The 20,357-nt window shown below is 41.5% G+C and carries 26 protein-coding genes and 2 pseudogenes; 20 read left to right on the forward strand and 8 right to left on the reverse strand.

Going from position 1 to position 20,357, the window contains the following annotated elements; translation table 11 throughout:
* Positions 1 to 17 precede the first annotated feature (17 nt).
* The 7 genes from tgt (at position 18) to DXZ23_RS06825 (ending at position 6,839) form a co-directional block, all read left to right on the forward strand.
* A complete protein-coding gene (tgt, locus tag DXZ23_RS06795) occupies positions 18 to 1,220 on the forward strand; it encodes a tRNA guanosine(34) transglycosylase Tgt (RefSeq protein WP_021724525.1) in 1,203 nt (400 codons plus the stop codon).
* Positions 1,213 to 1,731, forward strand: coding sequence for a hemerythrin domain-containing protein (locus DXZ23_RS06800; protein ID WP_017806191.1), 519 nt, complete (start codon positions 1,213 to 1,215; stop codon positions 1,729 to 1,731). Before tgt ends, DXZ23_RS06800 begins: the two co-directional genes overlap by 8 nt.
* Positions 1,724 to 1,951, forward strand: coding sequence for a hypothetical protein (locus DXZ23_RS06805; RefSeq protein WP_017806190.1), 228 nt, complete (start codon positions 1,724 to 1,726; stop codon positions 1,949 to 1,951). The genes DXZ23_RS06800 and DXZ23_RS06805 overlap by 8 nt, the downstream gene beginning before the upstream one ends.
* A 276-nt stretch (positions 1,952 to 2,227) precedes the next feature.
* Positions 2,228 to 2,527 (forward strand): preprotein translocase subunit YajC, encoded by a 300-nt coding sequence (gene yajC / locus DXZ23_RS06810; RefSeq protein WP_017806188.1) that lies wholly within the window; start codon positions 2,228 to 2,230, stop codon positions 2,525 to 2,527.
* A 34-nt stretch (positions 2,528 to 2,561) separates the two neighbouring features.
* Complete coding sequence (gene secD, locus DXZ23_RS06815) at positions 2,562 to 4,412, forward strand: protein translocase subunit SecD (protein WP_017806187.1); 1,851 nt, start codon at positions 2,562 to 2,564, stop codon at positions 4,410 to 4,412.
* Positions 4,413 to 4,497: 85 nt separating this feature from the next.
* Entirely contained in the window at positions 4,498 to 5,391 is an 894-nt protein-coding gene (gene secF / locus DXZ23_RS06820; protein ID WP_021724529.1) for a protein translocase subunit SecF, read from the forward strand.
* A 108-nt stretch (positions 5,392 to 5,499) separates the two neighbouring features.
* Positions 5,500 to 6,839, forward strand: a protein-coding gene (locus DXZ23_RS06825) for an IS3 family transposase (protein WP_114995481.1) whose coding sequence is annotated in 2 segments (ribosomal slippage) — positions 5,500 to 5,950 and positions 5,950 to 6,839 — 1,341 coding nt in all. Because the reading frame shifts where the segments join, the coding sequence is not laid out codon by codon here.
* A gap of 132 nt (positions 6,840 to 6,971) precedes the next feature.
* Here the strand turns inward: DXZ23_RS06825 and DXZ23_RS06830 are convergent.
* The 8 genes and pseudogenes from DXZ23_RS06830 to DXZ23_RS06860 form a co-directional block, all read right to left on the reverse strand.
* Positions 6,972 to 8,027, reverse strand: coding sequence for a DUF2213 domain-containing protein (locus DXZ23_RS06830; RefSeq protein WP_026138527.1), 1,056 nt, complete (start codon positions 8,025 to 8,027; stop codon positions 6,972 to 6,974).
* Between the two features lie 2 nt (positions 8,028 to 8,029).
* The gene (locus DXZ23_RS06835) at positions 8,030 to 8,455 is read right to left on the reverse strand and encodes an HD domain-containing protein (protein WP_017806182.1); all 426 of its coding nucleotides are present in this window, start codon (positions 8,453 to 8,455) and stop codon (positions 8,030 to 8,032) included.
* A 218-nt stretch (positions 8,456 to 8,673) separates the two neighbouring features.
* Positions 8,674 to 9,393 (reverse strand): phosphoribosyltransferase, encoded by a 720-nt coding sequence (locus tag DXZ23_RS15405; RefSeq protein WP_017806180.1) that lies wholly within the window; start codon positions 9,391 to 9,393, stop codon positions 8,674 to 8,676.
* A gap of 33 nt (positions 9,394 to 9,426) precedes the next feature.
* A complete protein-coding gene (locus tag DXZ23_RS15410; RefSeq protein ID WP_017806179.1) occupies positions 9,427 to 10,155 on the reverse strand; it encodes a phage minor head protein in 729 nt (242 codons plus the stop codon).
* A complete protein-coding gene (locus DXZ23_RS06845) occupies positions 10,100 to 11,407 on the reverse strand; it encodes a phage portal protein (protein ID WP_017806178.1) in 1,308 nt (435 codons plus the stop codon). The genes DXZ23_RS15410 and DXZ23_RS06845 overlap by 56 nt, the downstream gene beginning before the upstream one ends.
* Positions 11,408 to 11,409: 2 nt before the next feature.
* Positions 11,410 to 12,759 carry a PBSX family phage terminase large subunit gene (locus tag DXZ23_RS06850; RefSeq protein ID WP_035695559.1) on the reverse strand — a complete coding sequence of 450 codons (1,350 nt, stop codon included), beginning with the start codon at positions 12,757 to 12,759 and terminating at the stop codon, positions 11,410 to 11,412.
* A pseudogene (locus tag DXZ23_RS06855) lies at positions 12,740 to 13,096 on the reverse strand (terminase small subunit); the annotation flags it as partial. The pseudogene DXZ23_RS06855 and the gene DXZ23_RS06850, both read right to left, overlap by 20 nt.
* A gap of 22 nt (positions 13,097 to 13,118) precedes the next feature.
* Positions 13,119 to 13,769 carry an IS1595 family transposase gene (locus tag DXZ23_RS06860; RefSeq protein WP_035695940.1) on the reverse strand — a complete coding sequence of 217 codons (651 nt, stop codon included), beginning with the start codon at positions 13,767 to 13,769 and terminating at the stop codon, positions 13,119 to 13,121.
* Between the two features lie 31 nt (positions 13,770 to 13,800).
* On the opposite strand from DXZ23_RS06860, the gene DXZ23_RS06865 reads away from it, so the two are divergent.
* The 13 genes and pseudogenes from DXZ23_RS06865 (at position 13,801) to DXZ23_RS06925 (ending at position 20,322) form a co-directional block, all read left to right on the forward strand.
* Positions 13,801 to 14,151: a phage major capsid protein gene (locus DXZ23_RS06865; protein WP_242510704.1), complete on the forward strand. Its 351-nt coding sequence runs from the start codon at positions 13,801 to 13,803 to the stop codon at positions 14,149 to 14,151.
* A gap of 39 nt (positions 14,152 to 14,190) precedes the next feature.
* Positions 14,191 to 14,514, forward strand: coding sequence for a head-tail connector protein (locus DXZ23_RS06870; RefSeq protein ID WP_017806174.1), 324 nt, complete (start codon positions 14,191 to 14,193; stop codon positions 14,512 to 14,514).
* Positions 14,515 to 14,524: 10 nt separating this feature from the next.
* Positions 14,525 to 14,848 (forward strand): phage head closure protein, encoded by a 324-nt coding sequence (locus DXZ23_RS06875; protein ID WP_017806173.1) that lies wholly within the window; start codon positions 14,525 to 14,527, stop codon positions 14,846 to 14,848.
* Positions 14,841 to 15,320 (forward strand): HK97-gp10 family putative phage morphogenesis protein, encoded by a 480-nt coding sequence (locus DXZ23_RS06880; RefSeq protein WP_017806172.1) that lies wholly within the window; start codon positions 14,841 to 14,843, stop codon positions 15,318 to 15,320. The genes DXZ23_RS06875 and DXZ23_RS06880 overlap by 8 nt, the downstream gene beginning before the upstream one ends.
* Positions 15,317 to 15,661, forward strand: a complete 345-nt coding sequence (locus DXZ23_RS06885) for a DUF3168 domain-containing protein (RefSeq protein ID WP_035695927.1) — start codon at positions 15,317 to 15,319, stop codon at positions 15,659 to 15,661. The genes DXZ23_RS06880 and DXZ23_RS06885 overlap by 4 nt, the downstream gene beginning before the upstream one ends.
* Positions 15,662 to 15,663: 2 nt before the next feature.
* Positions 15,664 to 16,320, forward strand: a complete 657-nt coding sequence (locus tag DXZ23_RS06890; protein ID WP_026138526.1) for a hypothetical protein — start codon at positions 15,664 to 15,666, stop codon at positions 16,318 to 16,320.
* A 58-nt stretch (positions 16,321 to 16,378) separates the two neighbouring features.
* Entirely contained in the window at positions 16,379 to 16,795 is a 417-nt protein-coding gene (locus DXZ23_RS06895; protein ID WP_017806170.1) for a hypothetical protein, read from the forward strand.
* 44 nt (positions 16,796 to 16,839) lie between these two features.
* Entirely contained in the window at positions 16,840 to 17,070 is a 231-nt protein-coding gene (locus DXZ23_RS06900) for a phage tail assembly protein T (protein WP_026138525.1), read from the forward strand.
* A gap of 71 nt (positions 17,071 to 17,141) precedes the next feature.
* Positions 17,142 to 17,381: a hypothetical protein gene (locus DXZ23_RS06905; protein WP_017806168.1), complete on the forward strand. Its 240-nt coding sequence runs from the start codon at positions 17,142 to 17,144 to the stop codon at positions 17,379 to 17,381.
* A 55-nt stretch (positions 17,382 to 17,436) separates the two neighbouring features.
* Positions 17,437 to 18,657, forward strand: a pseudogene (locus DXZ23_RS06910) (tape measure protein); the annotation flags it as partial.
* Between the two features lie 53 nt (positions 18,658 to 18,710).
* The gene (locus DXZ23_RS06915) at positions 18,711 to 19,361 is read left to right on the forward strand and encodes an IS1595-like element ISHpa1 family transposase (RefSeq protein WP_035695512.1); all 651 of its coding nucleotides are present in this window, start codon (positions 18,711 to 18,713) and stop codon (positions 19,359 to 19,361) included.
* Positions 19,362 to 19,392: 31 nt separating this feature from the next.
* A complete protein-coding gene (locus tag DXZ23_RS15415; protein ID WP_017806166.1) occupies positions 19,393 to 19,578 on the forward strand; it encodes a hypothetical protein in 186 nt (61 codons plus the stop codon).
* Positions 19,579 to 19,581: 3 nt separating this feature from the next.
* Positions 19,582 to 20,322, forward strand: a complete 741-nt coding sequence (locus DXZ23_RS06925; protein ID WP_017806165.1) for a hypothetical protein — start codon at positions 19,582 to 19,584, stop codon at positions 20,320 to 20,322.
* The last annotated feature ends 35 nt before the right edge of the window (positions 20,323 to 20,357 follow it).

The raw sequence follows: 20,357 nt of genomic DNA on the forward strand, positions 1-20,357 counted from the left end.
AAGGAAACATAATGACAATGAAATTTAAACTTCATAAAACCGATGGCACGGCACGCCGTGGCACAATGACTTTCCAACGTCCACAAGGGGAATTTGAAGTGCAAACCCCTGCCTTTATGCCTGTGGGAACTTACGGCACAGTGAAAGGAATGACCCCAGAAGAAGTGCGTGAAACGGGGGCGGAAATTTTACTCGGCAACACATTTCATTTATGGTTACGTCCAGGGCAAGAAATTATGCGTAAGCACGGCGATTTGCACGATTTTATGAACTGGCATCGCCCGATTTTAACCGATAGCGGCGGCTTCCAAGTGTTCAGCCTTGGCAAATTACGCAAAATCACCGAAGAGGGCGTGAAATTCCAAAATCCGATCAATGGCGAACGCATTTTTTTATCCCCCGAGAAATCAATGGAAATCCAATATGATTTAGGCTCTGATATTGTGATGATTTTTGATGAATGCACGCCTTATCCCGCCACCTTTGATTATGCGAAAAAATCAATGGAAATGTCGCTCCGCTGGGCGAAACGTAGCCGTAACCGTTTCGATGAGTTAGGCAATCAAAACGCCTTATTCGGCATTGTGCAAGGTGGCGTGTATGAAGAATTACGCAAAGTTTCCGTTGAAGGCTTGGTAGAGATCGGCTTTGACGGTTATGCGGTGGGCGGTTTGGCAGTGGGCGAGCCGAAAGAAGATATGCACCGCATTTTAGAATATGTTTGCCCGCAACTGCCTGCGGATAAGCCTCGCTACTTAATGGGCGTGGGAAAGCCTGAAGATTTGGTGGAAGGCGTGCGTCGTGGGATTGATATGTTCGATTGCGTAATGCCAACCCGCAACGCACGCAACGGACATTTATTTGTTACAGACGGGATTGTGAAAATTCGTAATGCGAAATACCGTGATGACACAAGCCCGCTTGATCCAGAATGTGATTGTTACACCTGTAAAAATTACACCAAAGCCTATCTTTACCATTTAGATAAGTGCGGTGAAATTTTAGGCGCAAGATTAAACACTATTCACAATTTACGTTATTATCAACGCTTAATGGCACAAATTCGCCAAGCTATTGATGAAGACCGTTTCGATCAATTCGTGGTGGATTTCTACGCTCGCATTGGTAAACCTGTGCCTCCATTGCAAAGTGAAGTGCAACAAAACGCACAAGCTGCTAATGCACAATCTTCTAGTCCACAAGGTGAACAAAATGCTTAATCTTCAACCGCAACAATTTGCCAGCTGGAATGAGCCAATTGAAATGCTTTACGCCTGCCACGGCAAAGTGAAAATGTTCTGCCGTCAGCTGAATATTTTGCCTAGCTATTTGGAAAAAAACGGCAATATTCAAGCGGTGAAAAAGGACGTGCAGCAGATTTTGAATTATTTCAATCTCGCCGCCCCTTTGCACCACGATGATGAAGAAAAAGATTTTTTCCCTGCTTTGTTGAAACATTATCCGCAAGCCAAGGCAGAGGTGGAACAGTTAGAAAGCCAGCACGAAAGTCTGCATCAAAACTGGGCGGCGTTATCCGCCCAGCTTGAAGCCTTACTTAATGAGGAAATAACGCACATTTCCCTCGATCTGATCGAAAATTTTATCGCGGGCTACGACAACCATATCGCCATTGAAGAGCCTTTATTTGAACTAGGCAAACAGCACATTCCACAAGCGGAATTGGCGTCGATGGGGGAAGTGATGAGAGAAAGAAGGAGAATAAATGTTTAACCTTATAATGCGTCCAATTGAGCCTGAAACATTAGAGGATTGGAAAAAAATTTCTATCGATATTGCGAAAGTTGCTATCTTAGCAATACCTGTTATACTCTATGGAAAAGATCCTTTATATTTAAAATTAATCAACTCCTGCTTACTTGCTGTTGCAGCATATAGCGGATTAATTGCGGGTAGAAAATTTAATCAAATGAAAAAGGAGGTAGAAAAATGAACTTTACCTTTGGTTTAGTGATTTTTGCAATCATTATGGTTGGTTGGGCTTATTTGGCAACCCAGCTGGCTAAAAAACATTAATTATCCAAACCTGTATTTTTACAGGTTTTCTTTTCCTCAAAACCCAAAGTGCGGTGCTTTTTCAGCCCGTTTTTTGGCAAAAACGCCCTCATAACTCCCCGCACTTTCACAAAAGCACTTTGTCAATAAAGGGATTTTGTGCTATTTTAACGCCCTATATTTTCATCATTTAACTTTAATAGAAGGATAAAAAATGGAAGCGCAACAAGGTAGCCCAATGTCAATGTTATTTATTTTCGTTCTTTTCGGTCTGATTTTCTATTTTATGATTTATCGCCCGCAAGCGAAACGCAATAAAGCCCACAAACAATTAATGGCTGAGTTAGCAAAAGGTACGGAAGTGCTAACCTCTGGTGGGATTATTGGTAAAATCACCAAAATTGGTGCAGAAAGCGATTACGTTGTTCTTGCATTAAATGACAGCACAGAAATCACGATCAAACGTGATTTTATCGTGGCTGTGTTACCAAAAGGTTCATTAAAAAGCCTTTAATTTTTAACTTTTCCGCAAGGGAACAGGAAAATCTATGTTAAATCGTTACCCTTTATGGAAGAATATAATGGTGATCCTCGTGGTCGCCATTGGTGTTTTATACTCCCTTCCAAATCTTTACGGCGAAGATCCTGCCGTTCAAATTTCAGGAACTCGTGGCCAAGAAGCCAACACTACAACCCTTAGCAATGTGCAAACGCTTCTTAACGAAAATCATCTCACTACAAAATCCATTAAATTAGAAAACGGTTCTATTCTTGCTCGTTTTCATAATACAGACGATCAATTACTTGCCAAAGATAAAATCAGCGAGAAATTAGGCAATAATTATTCTGTGGCATTAAACCTCGCCCCAGCTACGCCAAAATGGTTGGCAGATATTGGTGGAAACCCGATGAAATGGGGCTTGGACTTGCGTGGTGGTGTTCGCTTCTTAATGGAAGTAGATATGAATACTGCTCTTACCAAACGTCAAGAACAGTTGCAAGATGGGCTATATGCAGAATTACGCAAAGCAAAATATCCATACACTAACATTCGTGCGGGTGAAAATTATAGTACCTTGATCACCTTGAAAAACCCTGATCAACTTTCTAGCCTTCAGCGGTTGCTACGCCAAGCTCACCCGAATTTAGTCGTCAATGAAGTGTCTAATAACACCCTTTCGTTGGCACTTTCTGATGCAGCACTCAATGAAACTCGTGATCACGCCATTGAGCAAAACTTAAGCATTTTACGTCGCCGTGTCGAAGAACTTGGCGTTTCTGAGCCAGTCATTCAACGTCAAGGGGCAGATCGTATCGTGGTTGAATTGCCGGGTGTGCAAGATACCGCACGAGCAAAAGAAATTTTGGGGGCAACTGCCACTTTAGAATTTCGCTTAGTCAATCAAAATGCCAATGTTGATGCCGCAATGCGTGGTATGCTACCTTCAGATTCTGAAGTAAAATTTGACCGCAATAATCGCCCTGTGGTGTTGTATAAACGTGCGGTATTGGGCGGCGATCATATTATCAACGCGTCATCTGGTATGGATCAACACACTGCCAGCCCACAAGTAAGCGTAACGCTAGATAGCGAAGGTGGGGATATTATGTCGCAAACCACCAAAATGAATCTGAAAAAGCCAATGGCTACCTTATATGTAGAATATAAAGATAGTGGCAAAAAAGATGAAAACGGCAAAACCCTCCTTACTAAACATGAAGAAGTGATCAATATCGCCACAATTCAAGGGCGTTTTGGTAGCCAATTCCAAATTACAGGGATTGATAGCCCAAGCGAAGCACAAAATCTGGCAGTATTGCTCCGTTCTGGTGCATTAACCGCACCAATTCAAATTGTGGAAGAACGCACCGTCGGGCCATCTCTTGGGGCGCAAAATGTTGAACAAGGCTTACAAGCTGGGCTTTGGGGCTTAGCGATCACCCTGCTCTTTATGGTGATTTACTACAAAGTATTCGGCTTGTTCGCAAGCCTTGCATTACTTGCAAATATGGTCTTGCTTGTGGGCTTAATGTCCTTATTACCAGGGGCAACCCTCACGATGCCAGGGATTGCGGGGATTATCCTCTCAGTGGGAATGTCCGTTGATGCCAACGTGCTGATCTTTGAGCGTATAAAAGAAGAACTCCGCAACGGAAGAAGCGTGCAGCAAGCCATTAACGAGGGCTACAACGGGGCGTTTAGCAGTATTTTTGATGCCAACTTAACCACAATTTTAACCTCTATCGTCCTTTATGCTGTGGGAACAGGGCCGATTAAAGGCTTCGCCATTACCCTTTCACTTGGGGTCGCGATCTCAATGTTTACCGCAATTACAGGAACGCGAATGCTCGTCAATTTCCTTTACGGCGGCAAACGTGTAGAGAAATTATCAATCTAAGGTGGTTACTGTGAGTTTATTAACACAAAATAAAAAAGTGCATCAATATAAAGGGGTTATTCTGCCTTTTCGGTTTACGCCATTTATGAAATATCGCCTTATCGGCTATATTTTCTCATTTATTATTACTGCACTTTGTATTACAAGCATCATAACCAAAGGCTTTAACTGGGGCTTGGATTTTACTGGGGGAACGGTGGTGGATACCCACTTTTCTCAGCCTGCAGATCTGGAAAAAATCCGTGCCACCTTAAAAGCAAATGGCATTGAAAGCCCATTGGTGCAAACCACTGGCGGCGTGCGTGATGTGATGATCCGCCTGCCTGCCTCTGCGGGCGGGGCGGATATTGGGACGCAAATCAAAGGAATGCTAAGTCAGCTAGACAGCGATATTCAAATTCGTAGTGTCGAATTTGTGGGGCCAAATGTGGGTGAGGAACTCACTCAAGGAGCGATTTATGCCACATTGATTACGCTCTTAATGCTACTTGCTTACATCGCATTCCGCTTTGAATGGCGTTTATCCGCTGGCGGGATTGTGGCACTTGCTCACGATGTGATCGTAACGCTCGGCGTGTTTTCTTATTTTCAAATTGAAATGGATCTCACTTTCGTCGCGGCAATTCTTTCTGTGGTGGGCTATTCCCTAAACGATAGTATCGTGGTTTTTGACCGCGTGCGTGAAAATTTCCGCAAAATTCGCCGTATTGACACGGTGGAAATCATTGACATTTCACTCACTCAAACCTTATCAAGAACCTTAATGACCTCGATCACAACCCTTTTTGTGGTGATCGCGTTATTTGTGTTTGGCGGCCCAACCATTCACAGCTTCTCCCTTGCCCTATTAATCGGTATTGGATTTGGTACATATTCCACCATCTATATCGCGATTAGTATCGCACTCGATCTCGGCTTAAAACGTGAGCATATGATTATTCAAAAAGTGAATAAAGACGATATTGATGAAATACCGTAAAAATTCCACCGCACTTTTCTTATAAAGTGCGGTCTAAAAAAAGACTAAAATTGATCTGCACCCCAAAAGTTAGACTAAACAACCAACTGATTAAGGTGCAGATTTTTTATGACTAAATATACTCAACGTTTCAAACAACAAGTGCTCGACTTTTATCATCAAAATGGAAAAAACCGTTCGCTTACTCGCCAGTATTTTCAGCTTCCCCAAAGCACGTTAGCACGTTGGATTGCGAAATTTAATCATAATGGAATCAATGGATTAGCTGTGTTAGGTAAAAAACGATGTTATTCTGTTGAGTTTAAATTAAAGGTTATTCAAGCTATCAAAAAAGGCCAGTGCTCCGCTGAAGCCGCCTGCTTTCACTTTGATATCCCCAGTTCAGGGATAATTAGTCAATGGTTGCAACGCTTTGAAAAACAAGGTATAGATGGGTTATTACTCAAACCTAAAGGTCGTCCAAGTATGAAACTCAACTCACCTAAAATGCCACCAACGCCCAAAACAGAAGAAGAACGCTTGCGTTACCGAATTTTGGAATTAGAAGCGGAGAATGCAATGCTAAAAAAGTTGCAGGAACTCAACCAACAAAAAATGCAGAAAAAGCCGTCATCGTAAATGCCTTACGCTCGCGTTTCCCGTTGGAATTGTTACTCAGGCTAATCGGATTGGCACGCAGTTCGTTCTTTTATCATCTCAAGCCAAAGTCGGATAAAAATGTAGCGATTTCACAGAAAATAGAGGAAATTTATCGCAAAAATGACGAAAATTATGGTTATCGTCGAATTACCTTGGAATTAAGGAAATACTTGATTATCAACCACAAAAGGGGGCAAGCGATAATGCAACGTTTGGGGTTAAAAGGAAAAAGTAAGCAGAAAAAATATCGTTCTTACCAAGGCAAAGTGGGACACATTGCCGATAATCTGTTGCAACGGGATTTTACGGCAACGATGCCGAATGAGAAGTGGGTAACGGATATCACCGAGTTCAAATGTGCGGAAGGCAAAGTGTATTTATCGCCGATTAAAGACTTGTTTAATAACGAAATTATTGCTTATGATGTGGCGAGAAGTCCGAATTTTGAGCAGATAACCAGAATGTTGACCCAGGCGGTGAACCGATTAGCGGGGGAAAAACCGATACTGCATTCCGACCAAGGGTGGCAGTATCAAATGATGGGTTATCGGGAGATATTGAAAAAACACGGTATTAAGCAAAGTATGTCGAGAAAAGGCAATTGCCTTGATAATGGTGCGATGGAAAGCTTTTTCGGGCGATTGAAGACGGAATGTTACTTTGGCAAGCGGTTTGAAACCTTTGAACAGCTTGAAAAAGTGATTCACGAGTACATTCATTACTACAACAATGAGCGTATTCAAGTGAAGCTCAAAGGACTAAGCCCTGTGGAATACAGAACTCAGTCCTTGAATGAAATTAGAATATAGTCTAACTTTTTGGGGGCAGATCAAATTTGACCGCACTTTCTGCGGCAAAGGTTTCGACTAAATCATAGCGGCTGTCGCCTTTCATTCCTGCGAACGCAGGGCGTTGAAATGATTCGTACATTGCTGTTCTCCTTATTGATTACGGCTGGCAAGCATTGCCGCACGACCTGTTAATTTTTCACCTTTTTGCCCATCTTGGGTAAAGGTTTGTGTTACTTGGCTACGTTGCGAACCTAACGCGTCTTGGCGAGATTTTGCTTCAGCCATCGCCATATCAAAAGCCGCTTCAATATAGGCATCAGATTTTTGCGATAAATCCGCTCCATCTTGACGAATAGCCCCAATCACCGCTTCGCGTAAAGCACGATCTGAGCTATCCGCTTTCACGTCGACCTTATGGGCTTTTGCAATACCTTCTAACTCAACGCGGGCTTTGGCGATATTCACCGCATCTTGTTTGATCTTTTCCATCTCCATTTCAAGGCTTTTTACTTTCGCTTCTAACGCATCTGCCCGAGCGGTTTCTTTATCCTTTTCAGCAACCGCATTAGCGGCATCTTGTTTCAATTTATTAAATTCAACAATCACCTCAGGGGCGGCTTGATAAGTAATGCCGCTATCTAGGCGAATATCTGAAAGTTTTGTTTCACTCATTTGAGGTTCTCCATCTTCACGAAATTCTACGGCATCTGCCGCGTCCATATTGAGCTTTGCATCACCTGCACGCCCACGTTTTACGATAGCTAAATGATTCGGCTTAATATTGCGTTGAATCGCATCATAAGGCTCGCCGTCCTCAGTAATGCCACTTTTATGCTCAAGCTCTACCGCATAGCCTACCGATAATTCTTTTTTGCCAAAATCCACGGCTTGGGTATTATGGATCACCACCTCCGCCGTTAAATGTTTGCCATCTTGCTTGCCCTCAGATAACACAGACCCCACCACCAGATGGGCGTTATCTTTTGTAATCACCCCGTGATGATCATCTGTGATCGGAATGCCTTTATATAGCCTTAAACTATCAGCATTAAAGACTTCCTCAGGCGGGCGATATTCTCGCCGTACCGTGCCATCAGGCAACTGATAAAGAAAAACCCCAGTCCTTGTTAGAACTGGGGTATCAAAAATAAACCCGTTATCATCTCGCCTTGCTTGTATCGCACGGCGATCGTATCGCATTACCACGGTTAGTCCTCCGCTAATAAAAAATCCATTGCCATTAAATATTTATTTCGCCTCGCTATATCTTTTTCCGTAATTTGCACTAATCTCGTTAAATCAGCATTATGTGTTAAGTCAGCAATCTTAACCCATCTTGCAATCGGACTTTGTTTAACACGGCATAAATAATCCTGATAATTTTCACCAGATCGTTTAGAAATAGCCTCCACGGCATCGGAAATAACTTGTCCAAATTCAGAAGCAATATGATTAAGTGTTATAGACGTATCTTCTACGCTATCGTGTAGCCAAGCTACTGCTATCATTTCATCAGTTGGATTATGTAGATTATTTACAACCGCTTGCAAATGCCCTACATAAGGCTTTCCCGCTTTATCTACCTGATCACGGTGCAAAGCCCTTGCTAACTGTTCTGCTTTTTTGGCTAGCATTTAATGATCCTTAATAGAACCCCTGAAAATTTATGCGTTTCAGGGGTTCTTTATGAAAACTAAATTAACTCATTGCCATCATTTCATAGTAAGCATTTCGTTTACTTTCTTGCAAGGATCGTATTTCGGACTTCGTCAGGTGTTTTACGTGAGTTGAGTATGAATCTTGCTTCCCATTCCGTGAGCTTTGAGAAGTCATAGCCGAACTCTTGAATCCACTAGTTTTCAATTTCTCCATACTTACTCCTTAATTCTAATAATGTATCTCTTGACAGTCTCAATTGTACTGAATATTGTTTCCCAGTTAAAGCATAAGAACCTAAAACTTTCCCATTATTTGTTTCAATGTACCCTTTTAGGCTCGCTAATGTCCCACCCTGAGTTTGAGTATCATCTAATATAATGGCTAACTTTTGGGGGACATCGCCACTAAATTTAGGTGTATAGATTAATCTATGCCAACCATCACTACCAGTACGAGAAACTTTTGTGGACTGCACAATAGACAAATCAACAGGCACATTCAATCTTTTTCCAATAACTGTTGCAACAGCAATTGGAATCATATTTCTACCCGCACTCTCTTCCGCGTGAACCGGCACTAAAATAACATCTTTACCCTGTATCATTTTTTCCAGTTTAGAAATGGCATCGTCAGAAACAAGATCCTTAGCGAGATTATACGCCTCTCCCACACAGCCAGACTTTGCCCTTTCATATAGAGGGTGTGAGGTTGCCTCACCTAATTTTCTGTCAATTATTGTATCTGGGAAATCATCATCCCATTCACTACGCATACTAATTTTACTTTTTGCGGTTAGGGGTGTTCGAATTATAGCATTTTTAACGGACTTTTCTTCATTATTAAGATTAGTTGCTGCAACAGCAGCTGTCGCAACAACATTACCTTGACTAACCAACTCCTCAAACTCCGGCAATACCGCCTCCGCACTACAACGGCATAAAATCGGCTACCTAGGGTGTCCGTCATCAGGGGGATTGTCCCAGCGAAATTCCTTTCCCTCTCGTTCAATGTGTGATAAACGTTCCCGTTCATCTAAACTGCCACGCCAGATATAGGATTTTACGCCGATATTTTCTTGACGTAATTGGGTGAGTCGTCCGTTGAGCTTGCCGATTTGATCGCGTGCAATTAACGTTGCACGGCGTTTAGGAATATCAAGGAGCTTTTCTAAATCCGCCGCAAGGCTTTTATAGCTTTCGCCTTTGCGTAGTGCTTCAACCATTCGATAACGTAGTTTTTCGTGTAACTGCTGCGGTACCGTTTTAATTAAACTAATATTCTGCCATTCAGCGAGCTTTAACGCCTCATCAAGCCAAGGCTCTGATACAAAAATATCCACTTTGTACGCAGATTTTAGCACTTTGTGAAATTGTTTCTTGTTAAACTCTGCCGTTTGCGACAGGAATTGTCGCACAGCAGGGCGAATGTCATTATCACGGGTGTAAAAGGTGGTTGCCTGTAACAATTCGGTTAGCCATTGCTCTAAAATCTCAATGCTGTCATCTTGGCGTAGCATTCTCTTTAAGTGCGGTGCAATTTCAGGCAGTTTTTTTCTTGCTGTATCACTAATTTGCTTGGCGATAGCTTGCAAATACTTCACATACTCCCGCTCAATCGCCTCAGGAAACAGCCACCGTTTTTGCTTTTTGGGCTTTTTGATAGTCGTTAATGTCATCTTCGCTTACCTCTGGCAAAGCCGCCGCTGTAATCCCCAATTCTTCTGCAATTTGCTGCCGTAATTCTTGCGTTGATAATGCCCCGCTATCTACTAAGTCAATCAGCCGTCCGATTTCTGCTTTGGCGGCTTCGGCATTCAATTTACGGGCTTCCGCTTGCTCTTTATCTGTTGGCGTATTGAGTGATGGAAAGTGAATTTGCCAGTTTTCAAATGGCTTAATATGTTTTTGCAACATCATCAATTCAATCAACCGCTCTAGTACAGGTTTGATTTTGTGCTGCTGGATACCCTCAATCAGGTCATAATAGCTCTCAAAATCACTTTTTCCTGTGGCGTTCATTCCTTTTGCTGATTGCCCGAATAAAATTGCCACGGGAATATTCACATCTGCCGAGATGGCGATTTTGAACTCATCAAGCACATCAACGATGCCATTTAAATCAGCGTTTAAAATGGTGTAATCATCTTCAAAATCTACCGCCACCCCGTTTAGTAGATTGCGCCCCCGTTCAACAAGGTTAATCCGCTCTCTAATCTGATCTTCTAAACCGTTACCGATGGCAAGGGCAAGCCCTTTCATTTTATGCACGGCTTGCTGTTTACGCTCCAGAATTAATGATGACCAAGTGAGCGATGTTTGATAATCACGGATTTTTTGATACGCTGTCTTCACGACACTACGCCCAACCCAATGCAACCCTTTTTTTAATCGCTCAGGCATTGGATCTCCACCCATAAATAACAAGCGGCTTTCGTGAATTTCCACTTGGCTTTCAAGAGAGCCATTCACCGCCCCAATATTGAGGCGGTAGGTTTCAAACCGCCCATAATTGGTTTGGCGTGGATCTAAATAGCGTCTTGTTGTCGGTGAAATTTGACTTAAATCAAACACCCTCACCTCATCAATGCGATTGAGTTTATTGATGTTCAACGGCTCGCTGAGCTTCGCCCCGTCATCGGTTAAAAGCAACATCACCGAGCCACCGAATAGCCGCGACCAACGCACCATATCCGCCAAGGCTGGCAAAATTTTCAGGCGATCAAGGTCATTGAAAATCACGTTATCCTCATCACCTTCAATCTCAACAGAACGAGAAATCGCCGCATCGGCTGGCATATCTACCACCCGAGCCGCCAACCCACCTAGTTCATACAGGGTTAAATCCAAAAGTGCGGTGCTTTTTTGTGGTGTTTTTTGAAAGTGGTTTAGCCCTAAGGCATCGGCATAGCCGTCTTGGTTAAATGGCATAATTAACTACCTAATCCAATAAATCGTGATAACACATCGTCTTTCGGGGCAAAGCACATCACCAAGGCATCCGCTTTATTTGGTGAGGGGATGCCCCGTTTTTTCATTTCTTTTTTGCTCTCGACTTTCACGCGCCCGTTATTGTCATAATCCACATAAGGGCGGGATAACTCCGCTTTTAAATAATCCAGATCGTGAATTTGCGATGAAAGGCTGATTAGCTCATCAACGGGATAGCTTTCCTGATACTTGATGGCTCGATAGGTTTTGTAAAAGCGATCTCGCAGCCGCCACCACGCTTGAGCCTTGATATTGGCGAACATATCTCGATTGGTTTTACCGAAAACATATTCTTCTTCAGGTTCAAACACCGCCCCGCCTGCATTAAACCCATTAATCACGAGCCTTTTATCTTTAATGCGGTTGTAATGGGCTTTCACTCCTGCCCCAACGCCAATGCTATCAAATACAATTTCATCAGCGTTAAACTCAATGGCGTTGAGCCTTGTGCGATCCGCACTGGCAATCACATCATCGCCTTTCCATTCATCAACCCGTAGCACCACTGAACCGTGCGAAAACGCATTGGCATTTGCATCAGCCCCTTCATCAGCCACATCAAAGCCGACAATTTTTCTGCCTTCAGGTTTAAACCCGAGTTGAATATGTGCATCAACGGCGGCATCAATCCATACGGGCTTAATGATCACTTTATCGCTATCTGCAACGGGTTCCCCCTCCCAAATATGCCGATAAAGCTCATAATCTTTCGCCTTGCAATCTTCCATTTCTAATCGCAAGGTTTCGGGGAAAAAGGGATTATCTGTGAAATTAACTTTAATCAGGACAATATCGCTTGGCGGCGAAACAACAAAGCGTTGATAAGTATCATCAAGAATATTTTTCGGGTTAAAGGAAACCCAAATTTCAGAATATTCTTTCCGAATAGTTGGGATTAAAATTTCCCAACTCTCTTTTGACACATTTTCGGCTTCTTCCACCCAGCAAATATCAATCCCCTCAAGGGATTTAATTTTAGTTGGGTTATTTTTGATGCCGTAAAACAGGAAAATCGCCCCCGTTTTAAGGTTGTAGATTTTGTTTTTCTGCACATCAAATTCGGCTTGATAGCCATAGCGTTCGATTGTATCGGCAAGTAACTGAATCACCGAATCACTAATCGAGTTCTGTAATTCCCTTGCACACAAAAAACGGATTGATAATCGGCGGGCAATTTCAATTAACAGCCTCGCTATCGTCCAAGACTTACCACTACCACGCCCACCATAAGCCACTTTGTAGCGATGAGGCTCAATAAAAGGCAAAAATTTACTAATCAGCTTCTGCGTCATCTGAAAATAAATCCCTTAATGAGCCTAATGCCATAGAGCCATCGCTTGAGGTTAAATCTACTTTTTGGCTGAACATTCCTAAATGCTTGCCAAGTAATTCAAACGCCTTATTAGCCCCAGTTGGTTCAAACACAAAACATCGGTCATCTACCGCTTGCGTTGTTCCCTCTTGGGCGTTTTTAATTACAGTAGTAATGGTTAATGGCTTCTTACCTGTACATATAGCGAGATATTCTTGCAGATCATTAATAATCCCATCAACCGTTAAATTATGGCGTTGTTTATGTTTATCTTGTAATGCTTCAATACGGAGTGCGATCGGAGTGTCCTTTAATAATTTTTGGGGCTGTCCTAGATAACTAGACTAAACTCCCTTTAACCAATTGTTTTAAAATAGAAATTTGACTTTTTATGTTGCTGTAATTAAAACGCCATTCACATTCCTTTAAATAAAGCTCAAAATGCGCTTTTGGGATACCATTAAATTTGCGTAAATGGCGTTTTGCTTGGCTCCAAAAATTCTCAATTCCGTTAATGTGGTTATGATTTTCAGCAAAATGTGTGCTGTGATTGATACGAAAATGACTAAATTCACTCACATCAAGCACGTCATAACTACGATAATTATCGGTGTAAACAATACTATCAGGCTTTACCTGCTCCCGAATAATGGGTAACAAGGTGGCAGATTGCGTATTTGGAACCGCAACGGTATAAACCTTGCCATTGCACTTGAGAAGCCCGAATACCGCAATTTTCCCTGCCGCACCACGACCACGTTTGCCTTTGCGAGCACCGCCAAAATAACTTTCATCGGCTTCAATTTCACCTTCAAACATCTCTAAGTGAAGGCTGTTTTGATAGATGAGTTGGCGTAAACGATGAAAGTAATATGCGGCAGTCGTTTTGTTTACATTGACTAACTCTGCTGCTGTCCTTGCAGTAACACCTGCAACAAATAGCTCAATGAGTTTATTTTGTTTGTGCTGACTTAGACGACTTTTTCTCATTGGTTCATTCTAACCTAAATAGATTTTTTAGTTGTTATCTAGGACAGCCCCTAATGATAAAACCTTAAAAGCACTGAAAGAAATGGTTGATGGACAAAAACGTCCATTATGGTTGCCTGATGTGGCTGGTGTGGCACCAGCGACTATTCTCGGTCATCAATATGTTATTGATCAAGGTATCGCAGATATTGCTGCAGGAGCAAAATTTGTTTATTTCGGTGATTTTAGTCGTTTCGTGATCCGTCGCGTATCAGGTATGACATTACGTCGTCTGGTAGAGCGTTATGCTGAGTTTGATCAAGTAGGCTTTTTAGCCTTCCACCGCTTTGACTGCGTGCTTGAAGATGCTTCGGCAATCAAAGCATTGGCAGGTAAAGGTTAATGTATAAAGCGGCCAAACGGCCGCTATTAAGGGGTAAAAATGGACATTACGTTAGATGAAATTAAATTGCAGTGTCGAATCGATGGGAATGAAGAAGATGAATTGCTGAAAGTATTTTTAAGATCTGCTAAAGCAATGATTGAGAATCATACGAATCGCAAGTTATTTTCAGAATTACCAATTGATAATGCCCCAGATAACGCACTTGAAGTGGGTGCGGATCTGAAAATCGCTATTTTGATGTTGGTTGCTTATTTGTACGAAAATCGTAGCGGGGTTAATGAGCTAAATCAGGCTAAATATGCATCTTTTCCGCCAGCAGTCAAAATGATTGTCGAACGTTATACCTATATAGCAATTTAGGGAAAATACAATGAATATTGGAAGATTGCGCCATCGAATTACCCTACAGCAGCAAATTAACACCCAAAACAACTACGGTGCATTGGTTACCGAATGGCAAGATGTTGTTAGATGTTGGGCGGAAGTCAAACCCTTAACGGGGAAAGAATATTTTTCCGCGCAACAGGTGCAGTCGGAAGTTACCATGCAAATTTGGTTACGTTATCGGGCAGGCATTACGCCCACAATGCGGGTGGTTTTTGGCGAACGGCATTTTGAGATTGTTGAAGTGCTGAATTACCAAGGACGAAACACCGCATTGCAACTGTTATGTAAGGAAAAAGTCAATGGCTAGCACGGTCAAAGTGGAAGGATTAAGGGTGTTGTCGGCAGCAATGAAAGAACTCGGCCGAAAAGCAAGCAACCGTATTGCCGTTAAAGCAATGCGCAAAGGTGGGGCGATTGTACGCGACAAAGCACGCACTAACGCCCCAACCTTAAAAGAGAAAGTGCCGCACCGACGTGCAGGTACATTAAAAAAAGCCATTCAATCCAAGACCAAAGTCGGTCGAAATGGCAAAACTAACACCTATATTGGTGTAAAAAAGCTTTCGGGTAAACAAATCGAAAAGTTTAAAGCCAAAGCACAGAAAGGCGGGGCATATAACCCTAACGATCCGTATTATTGGCGATTTGTTGAGTTCGGCACATCAAAAATGCCGGCACGCCCTTTCTTGCGCACAGCGTTTGAACAAACGAAAGACCAAGCCGCCAATGCCATTATTACCACCTTACGAGAGGAAATCTTAAGGGAAGGAAACAAATGATCCAACACGACTTATTTAACGCCCTGTCGCCTTTGGTTGCAGGGCGTTGTTTTTATGAAGTGATCCCTGATACCAATACGCCCCATCCCGTCATTGTGTATCAATTCCCCACCATCACCCCAAATTCTGCCCTAGAAGATGGGGATTTAGATGATTACCAAGTGCAAATCGACATTTACAGCAATCAAGTTGATGACATCTTTAACTTGCGCGAAGCATTGTTTGAAGCGGTAGAAGATGAATTTGATTTTGCAGAACGGTTATCTGATTTTAGTGATTATGAACCCGATACAAAACTACACCGTCGTGTAGTGATGTATCAAATAGCTTATGGAGAATAACTATGGCCACACAAACCACCCCATTTCAGGGGACAAAATTTTATATCGGCAAGGGGGTTGAAGCGGAGAAAAATATCACCGCGTGCGAAATCACCCCTAATGCCAAAATCACCGTCGCCAATAGCGGTTACAAAAAAGGGGATTTGCTCCGCATTACTGGGCTTGGCTCGTTAGACGGCTACTACCCTGTTAAAGATGTTCAAACCAATGACATCATTTTTGCCGATGAAGTGAATTGGGCAGACCAAGACAAACCAACCGTGTTTACCAATGCCAAAGTAGCGCGGGTAATTTGGTCAAATAACTTCTGTGCCATCACAAATATTGAAGGTGATGGGGATACATTAACAGAAGAAGATGTGACCACAATGTGCAGTGAAGGCACAGAAACTGAACCAGGCGATATTGAGTTTGGTAACGTAAAACTCACCTTTCGCTATGCTCCTGCAACAGAGATACAAGCTGATCTGCGCAAAAAATTCTTTGCTAAAGAAACGTTTCCCTGGATGCTGGTGTTAAAGAATAAACAGGGTTCATTGTATGGAACTGGATTTATTCAAACTGGAGTTAATTGGAGCGGCGAAGTAAAAGGTAAGTTTGAATCTGGTGTAACGATCAAAAAATCAAAACGTGATTACCATTTACCTGTAAATGCGTAATTGTTTTAAATTAGGCTGCTGTATGGGCGGCCTTTCATTTCTGATAAGGATAAAAAAAATGGCTATTGGCACTCGTGAATCATTATTGGTAGAAAATCAACCAAAACTGCAGAAAGTAAAAATTGGTAATACGGAGTATTTTATCCGTGAGTTTAGTGTGGGAGATATGAATCACAGTTTATATGCGCAACAAAAAGTGCTGTGCGATCTCGCTGAAGAACAAGGGATTGAATTAAATTATGATGATCCTGAAGAATTAGTTAAACAACTTAGTAAAGTTTATGATCCTTATCGATTGGCGAGAAACCTAGCTATTCGTTTATGTGATGAAAATGGAAATAATCTATTTGATTTTGAAAATATAGAGGATTTGAAAGCCTTATCAAAACTTGATAAATCTGTTTCAGAAGAATTGAGTCGTGCATTAATGGGAGAACAGCCAAAAAACTCACAGACCGACGCAAGTTCCAAATAATTCTCAGTCTTGCGTTGGGTAAAACACTGGTTGAAATCGAGACAATGCCTGAATCACATTTTCAGGAATATATGCTATTTTATGAAGAACAGCCTTTTGGCTTATGGCGTGAAGATTATCGTACAGCCCAAATATCACATTTGTTGGCAGCTATCCATCGTGATCCAAAACAAAAAGCAACAACACTGAATGAATTAATGCCTTTTTTTATTGAAAGGAATGTAGAAGATGGTAGCGATGATGACGGTTCAGAATCTTATCTAGCCAATCGTTAAATATCTATTGCCTTGTAATTCACTAGGCAATATAATGAATTTAATGATATTAGTAAATAAAGGAAAGAAAAATGCTAGTTGATTTCATCCTGTTTTGGGCAAAAGTATTTTTTGGTATATTAATTGCATTAGGTTCACTCTTTCTATTATTTGCAGTTGATATTAAATATATTTTTGCTTTCTTTGGTATTTTCGTGCTTTCTTTTTTGGTGCGGTTGATTATGGTATTCGTTCAAACGAAGAAATATTATGCTGAGTTAGAAAAAATAAAGCAGGAACAAGTGCGTGTAAAATACGTTATCATCAACTAAAAACAATTTTTTGAAAGAAGCTCGCATTATGGCGAGCTTTTTTATTGGGGGAAATATGTCATCGCTTGGCAGTTTAAACATTAGATTAGGATTAGATAGCGTTCAATTTCAGCAAAGCCTTAGCAAGTCCGCTTATCAGTCTCAAAAATTCGCAAAACAATTTGAAGTCAATCTCTCTGCTGCACAAAACAAAGCAAGACAATTCTCTGAACGAACAACCGAATACCTTAATAATATCGAACGCGCGGCAATCTCAATTAATAAAACAACGAGTAGAACATTTTTTACAAGCATAGCAAGTTGGGCTGGTAACAACTTGTCATCTGCGGCATCGCAAACATTGAGATATGCTGATAGTTACACCGAATTGCAAAATCGGATGAGATTAGTAACAGATAGCCAAAATGAAATGGCTGCGGTAACTAATACTGTATTTGATATTTCATTACGCACTAACCAGGCAGTAAGCGCAACTGCGGAAGTGTACCAGCGCTTTGCAAAAAATGCGGAACAACTCGGATTATCACAAGAGAATGTTGCTTCGCTCACTGAAACGGTTTCCAAATCAGTTGCTATGTCCGGTGCAAGTGCCGCATCTGCGGAAGCGGCATTAATGCAATTTGGTCAAGCAATGGCAAGTGGTGAATTACGTGGAGATGAACTAAATTCTGTGATGGAGCAAACCCCAGCACTAGCACAAGCGATCGCTGATGGATTGGGTGTAAGTGTTGGTACTTTAAAAGATATGGGGAAAAATGGTGAGCTTCAGATCAGTAAAGTGATTGCAGCCCTTCAAAAAGTTAAATCTTCAGTTGATTCGGATTTTGAAAAACGTGTCAAAACCTTATCAATGTCCTTTACCAATCTTGAAACATCAATGATCCAATTTGCGGGGCAGGTTGATACAGCCTATGGAGTTACACAGAAACTCGGGCAAGGCGTAGAGTTTGTTGCTGAAAACCTTGATGTGCTCATCAAAGCAACGGCAGTTTTTATTGGTGCTTTAGCAGTTGGTCATATTACCAAGTATTCTCTTTCTCTTGGTCAAAAAGCCCTTCAGCACGCTAAAAATACTATTGCTGTAACAAATGAAACAAAAGCAATTTATGCTAATGCCGTTGCAATGCGTACTGCGGCTCAAACAGAAATGGCAAGCCTTGCGGCACAGTTGAAATTAACCCAATCTGAAAAAACTCGTCATGCATTACGCGAACAAATGAAAGTTCAAGCGGCACAAATTATTGCATTAACTAAAGAAGAAGCCATCGCAAAACAAAAGGGGCTGTCCTAGATAACAACTAAAAAATCTATTTAGGTTAGAATGAACCAATGAGAAAAAGTCGTCTAAGTCAGCACAAACAAAATAAACTCATTGAGCTATTTGTTGCAGGTGTTACTGCAAGGACAGCAGCAGAGTTAGTCAATGTAAACAAAACGACTGCCGCATATTACTTTCATCGTTTACGCCAACTCATCTATCAAAACAGCCTTCACTTAGAGATGTTTGAAGGTGAAATTGAAGCCGATGAAAGTTATTTTGGCGGTGCTCGCAAAGGCAAACGTGGTCGTGGTGCGGCAGGGAAAATTGCGGTATTCGGGCTTCTCAAGCACAATGGCAAGGTTTATACCGTTGCGGTTCCAAATACGCAATCTGCCACCTTGTTACCCATTATTCGGGAGCAGGTAAAGCCTGATAGTATTGTTTACACCGATAATTATCGTAGTTATGACGTGCTTGATGTGAGTGAATTTAGTCATTTTCGTATCAATCACAGCACACATTTTGCTGAAAATCATAACCACATTAACGGAATTGAGAATTTTTGGAGCCAAGCAAAACGCCATTTACGCAAATTTAATGGTATCCCAAAAGCGCATTTTGAGCTTTATTTAAAGGAATGTGAATGGCGTTTTAATTACAGCAACATAAAAAGTCAAATTTCTATTTTAAAACAATTAGTTAAAGGGAGTTTAGTCTAGTTATCTAGGACAGCCCCATTTAAATTATGGGATGGCAGGACAAAAAACGCTGACAACCAATGTTTCTGGGGTGATCTTGTCAACCCCATCTGGGTTTGAATTTGCGCTTGAGAGGTTAAGGCCAGAGATTCACATTGATGGGAACACAATAAGTTGGAAGTGGGTGCCTTGTGGTGGCGTTTATGCGGAAGATGTTGCAATGGTCGTGTTGGGGTAAAAAATGGATTTTGGAATTTATGCTGCGGGGTTGCCATTTAATTTAGATAAAGAAAGATTGATTAGAATTGTTGATACAATAGATATTAGCGATAAATCTTTTAAAACTAAATGGCTGGATTTACCGAATATCCCTGTAGGAACACCTTTAGGTGATATATTGGTTTTTTCAAATGCTTGTTATGTTAAATATGGTGATTTTGAAGAAAAATTTTATAGAAATCCAAACGGGGAACTTGTATTTGAAGGGATTCAAGCCATTGCACCACCACAAATAAGGGTTCGGCAAAACAAATATCAGATTTTAATTTGTGGGCATTTACCCACACTAGTAGATAATTGGTTATATAATAATAAATTAGAAAAAGCGCAATGGTTTAAAAATCCCCAATACGATCTAAGGAATACACGATATCCAATACAAGAGGTTAATATAAAACTAAAAATTGGTGTTGTGATACGCTCGATCCCCTCACATTTAATCCCTAAATATGGTATTGCCACATACTCAAGCCAAGGGGAGTGTGTGTATTGCAGTGGAATAAATGGTATTGTCAATGTGAATAGGATAATCCCATTGGATCTTCCGTCTTTTTGCATCAAATCGGATGTTAGTCCCGCAGATTTTTATCGCAAGACTAAAATAGTGAATAAATGGCTTATGGCGGATGAATATGTATTACTTAATACGATCGGTCACGAAGATTCTTCTTTTAGTTCTTGGAGTGGTGGGGGGGCGGGTTGATTACCACGCAGGCATAATCTCTATCGGCGTTGGGG

Origin of the sequence: Avibacterium paragallinarum (genome assembly GCF_900450705.1) — a bacterium.
Taxonomy (GTDB): domain Bacteria; phylum Pseudomonadota; class Gammaproteobacteria; order Enterobacterales; family Pasteurellaceae; genus Avibacterium; species Avibacterium paragallinarum.

Coding starts and splice junctions, on each gene's coding strand:
- tgt (WP_021724525.1), top strand. CDS start 18: ATGAAATTTAAACTTCATAAAACCGATGGCACGGCACGCCGTGGCACA.
- DXZ23_RS06800 (WP_017806191.1), top strand. CDS start 1,213: ATGCTTAATCTTCAACCGCAACAATTTGCCAGCTGGAATGAGCCAATT.
- DXZ23_RS06805 (WP_017806190.1), top strand. CDS start 1,724: ATGTTTAACCTTATAATGCGTCCAATTGAGCCTGAAACATTAGAGGAT.
- yajC (WP_017806188.1), top strand. CDS start 2,228: ATGGAAGCGCAACAAGGTAGCCCAATGTCAATGTTATTTATTTTCGTT.
- secD (WP_017806187.1), top strand. CDS start 2,562: ATGTTAAATCGTTACCCTTTATGGAAGAATATAATGGTGATCCTCGTG.
- secF (WP_021724529.1), top strand. CDS start 4,498: ATGAAATATCGCCTTATCGGCTATATTTTCTCATTTATTATTACTGCA.
- DXZ23_RS06835 (WP_017806182.1), bottom strand. CDS start 8,455: ATGCTAGCCAAAAAAGCAGAACAGTTAGCAAGGGCTTTGCACCGTGAT.
- DXZ23_RS15410 (WP_017806179.1), bottom strand. CDS start 10,155: ATGACATTAACGACTATCAAAAAGCCCAAAAAGCAAAAACGGTGGCTG.
- DXZ23_RS06845 (WP_017806178.1), bottom strand. CDS start 11,407: ATGCCATTTAACCAAGACGGCTATGCCGATGCCTTAGGGCTAAACCAC.
- DXZ23_RS06850 (WP_035695559.1), bottom strand. CDS start 12,759: ATGACGCAGAAGCTGATTAGTAAATTTTTGCCTTTTATTGAGCCTCAT.
- DXZ23_RS06860 (WP_035695940.1), bottom strand. CDS start 13,769: ATGAGAAAAAGTCGTCTAAGTCAGCACAAACAAAATAAACTCATTGAG.
- DXZ23_RS06870 (WP_017806174.1), top strand. CDS start 14,191: ATGGACATTACGTTAGATGAAATTAAATTGCAGTGTCGAATCGATGGG.
- DXZ23_RS06875 (WP_017806173.1), top strand. CDS start 14,525: ATGAATATTGGAAGATTGCGCCATCGAATTACCCTACAGCAGCAAATT.
- DXZ23_RS06880 (WP_017806172.1), top strand. CDS start 14,841: ATGGCTAGCACGGTCAAAGTGGAAGGATTAAGGGTGTTGTCGGCAGCA.
- DXZ23_RS06885 (WP_035695927.1), top strand. CDS start 15,317: ATGATCCAACACGACTTATTTAACGCCCTGTCGCCTTTGGTTGCAGGG.
- DXZ23_RS06890 (WP_026138526.1), top strand. CDS start 15,664: ATGGCCACACAAACCACCCCATTTCAGGGGACAAAATTTTATATCGGC.
- DXZ23_RS06895 (WP_017806170.1), top strand. CDS start 16,379: ATGGCTATTGGCACTCGTGAATCATTATTGGTAGAAAATCAACCAAAA.
- DXZ23_RS06900 (WP_026138525.1), top strand. CDS start 16,840: ATGCCTGAATCACATTTTCAGGAATATATGCTATTTTATGAAGAACAG.
- DXZ23_RS06905 (WP_017806168.1), top strand. CDS start 17,142: ATGCTAGTTGATTTCATCCTGTTTTGGGCAAAAGTATTTTTTGGTATA.
- DXZ23_RS06915 (WP_035695512.1), top strand. CDS start 18,711: ATGAGAAAAAGTCGTCTAAGTCAGCACAAACAAAATAAACTCATTGAG.
- DXZ23_RS15415 (WP_017806166.1), top strand. CDS start 19,393: ATGGCAGGACAAAAAACGCTGACAACCAATGTTTCTGGGGTGATCTTG.
- DXZ23_RS06925 (WP_017806165.1), top strand. CDS start 19,582: ATGGATTTTGGAATTTATGCTGCGGGGTTGCCATTTAATTTAGATAAA.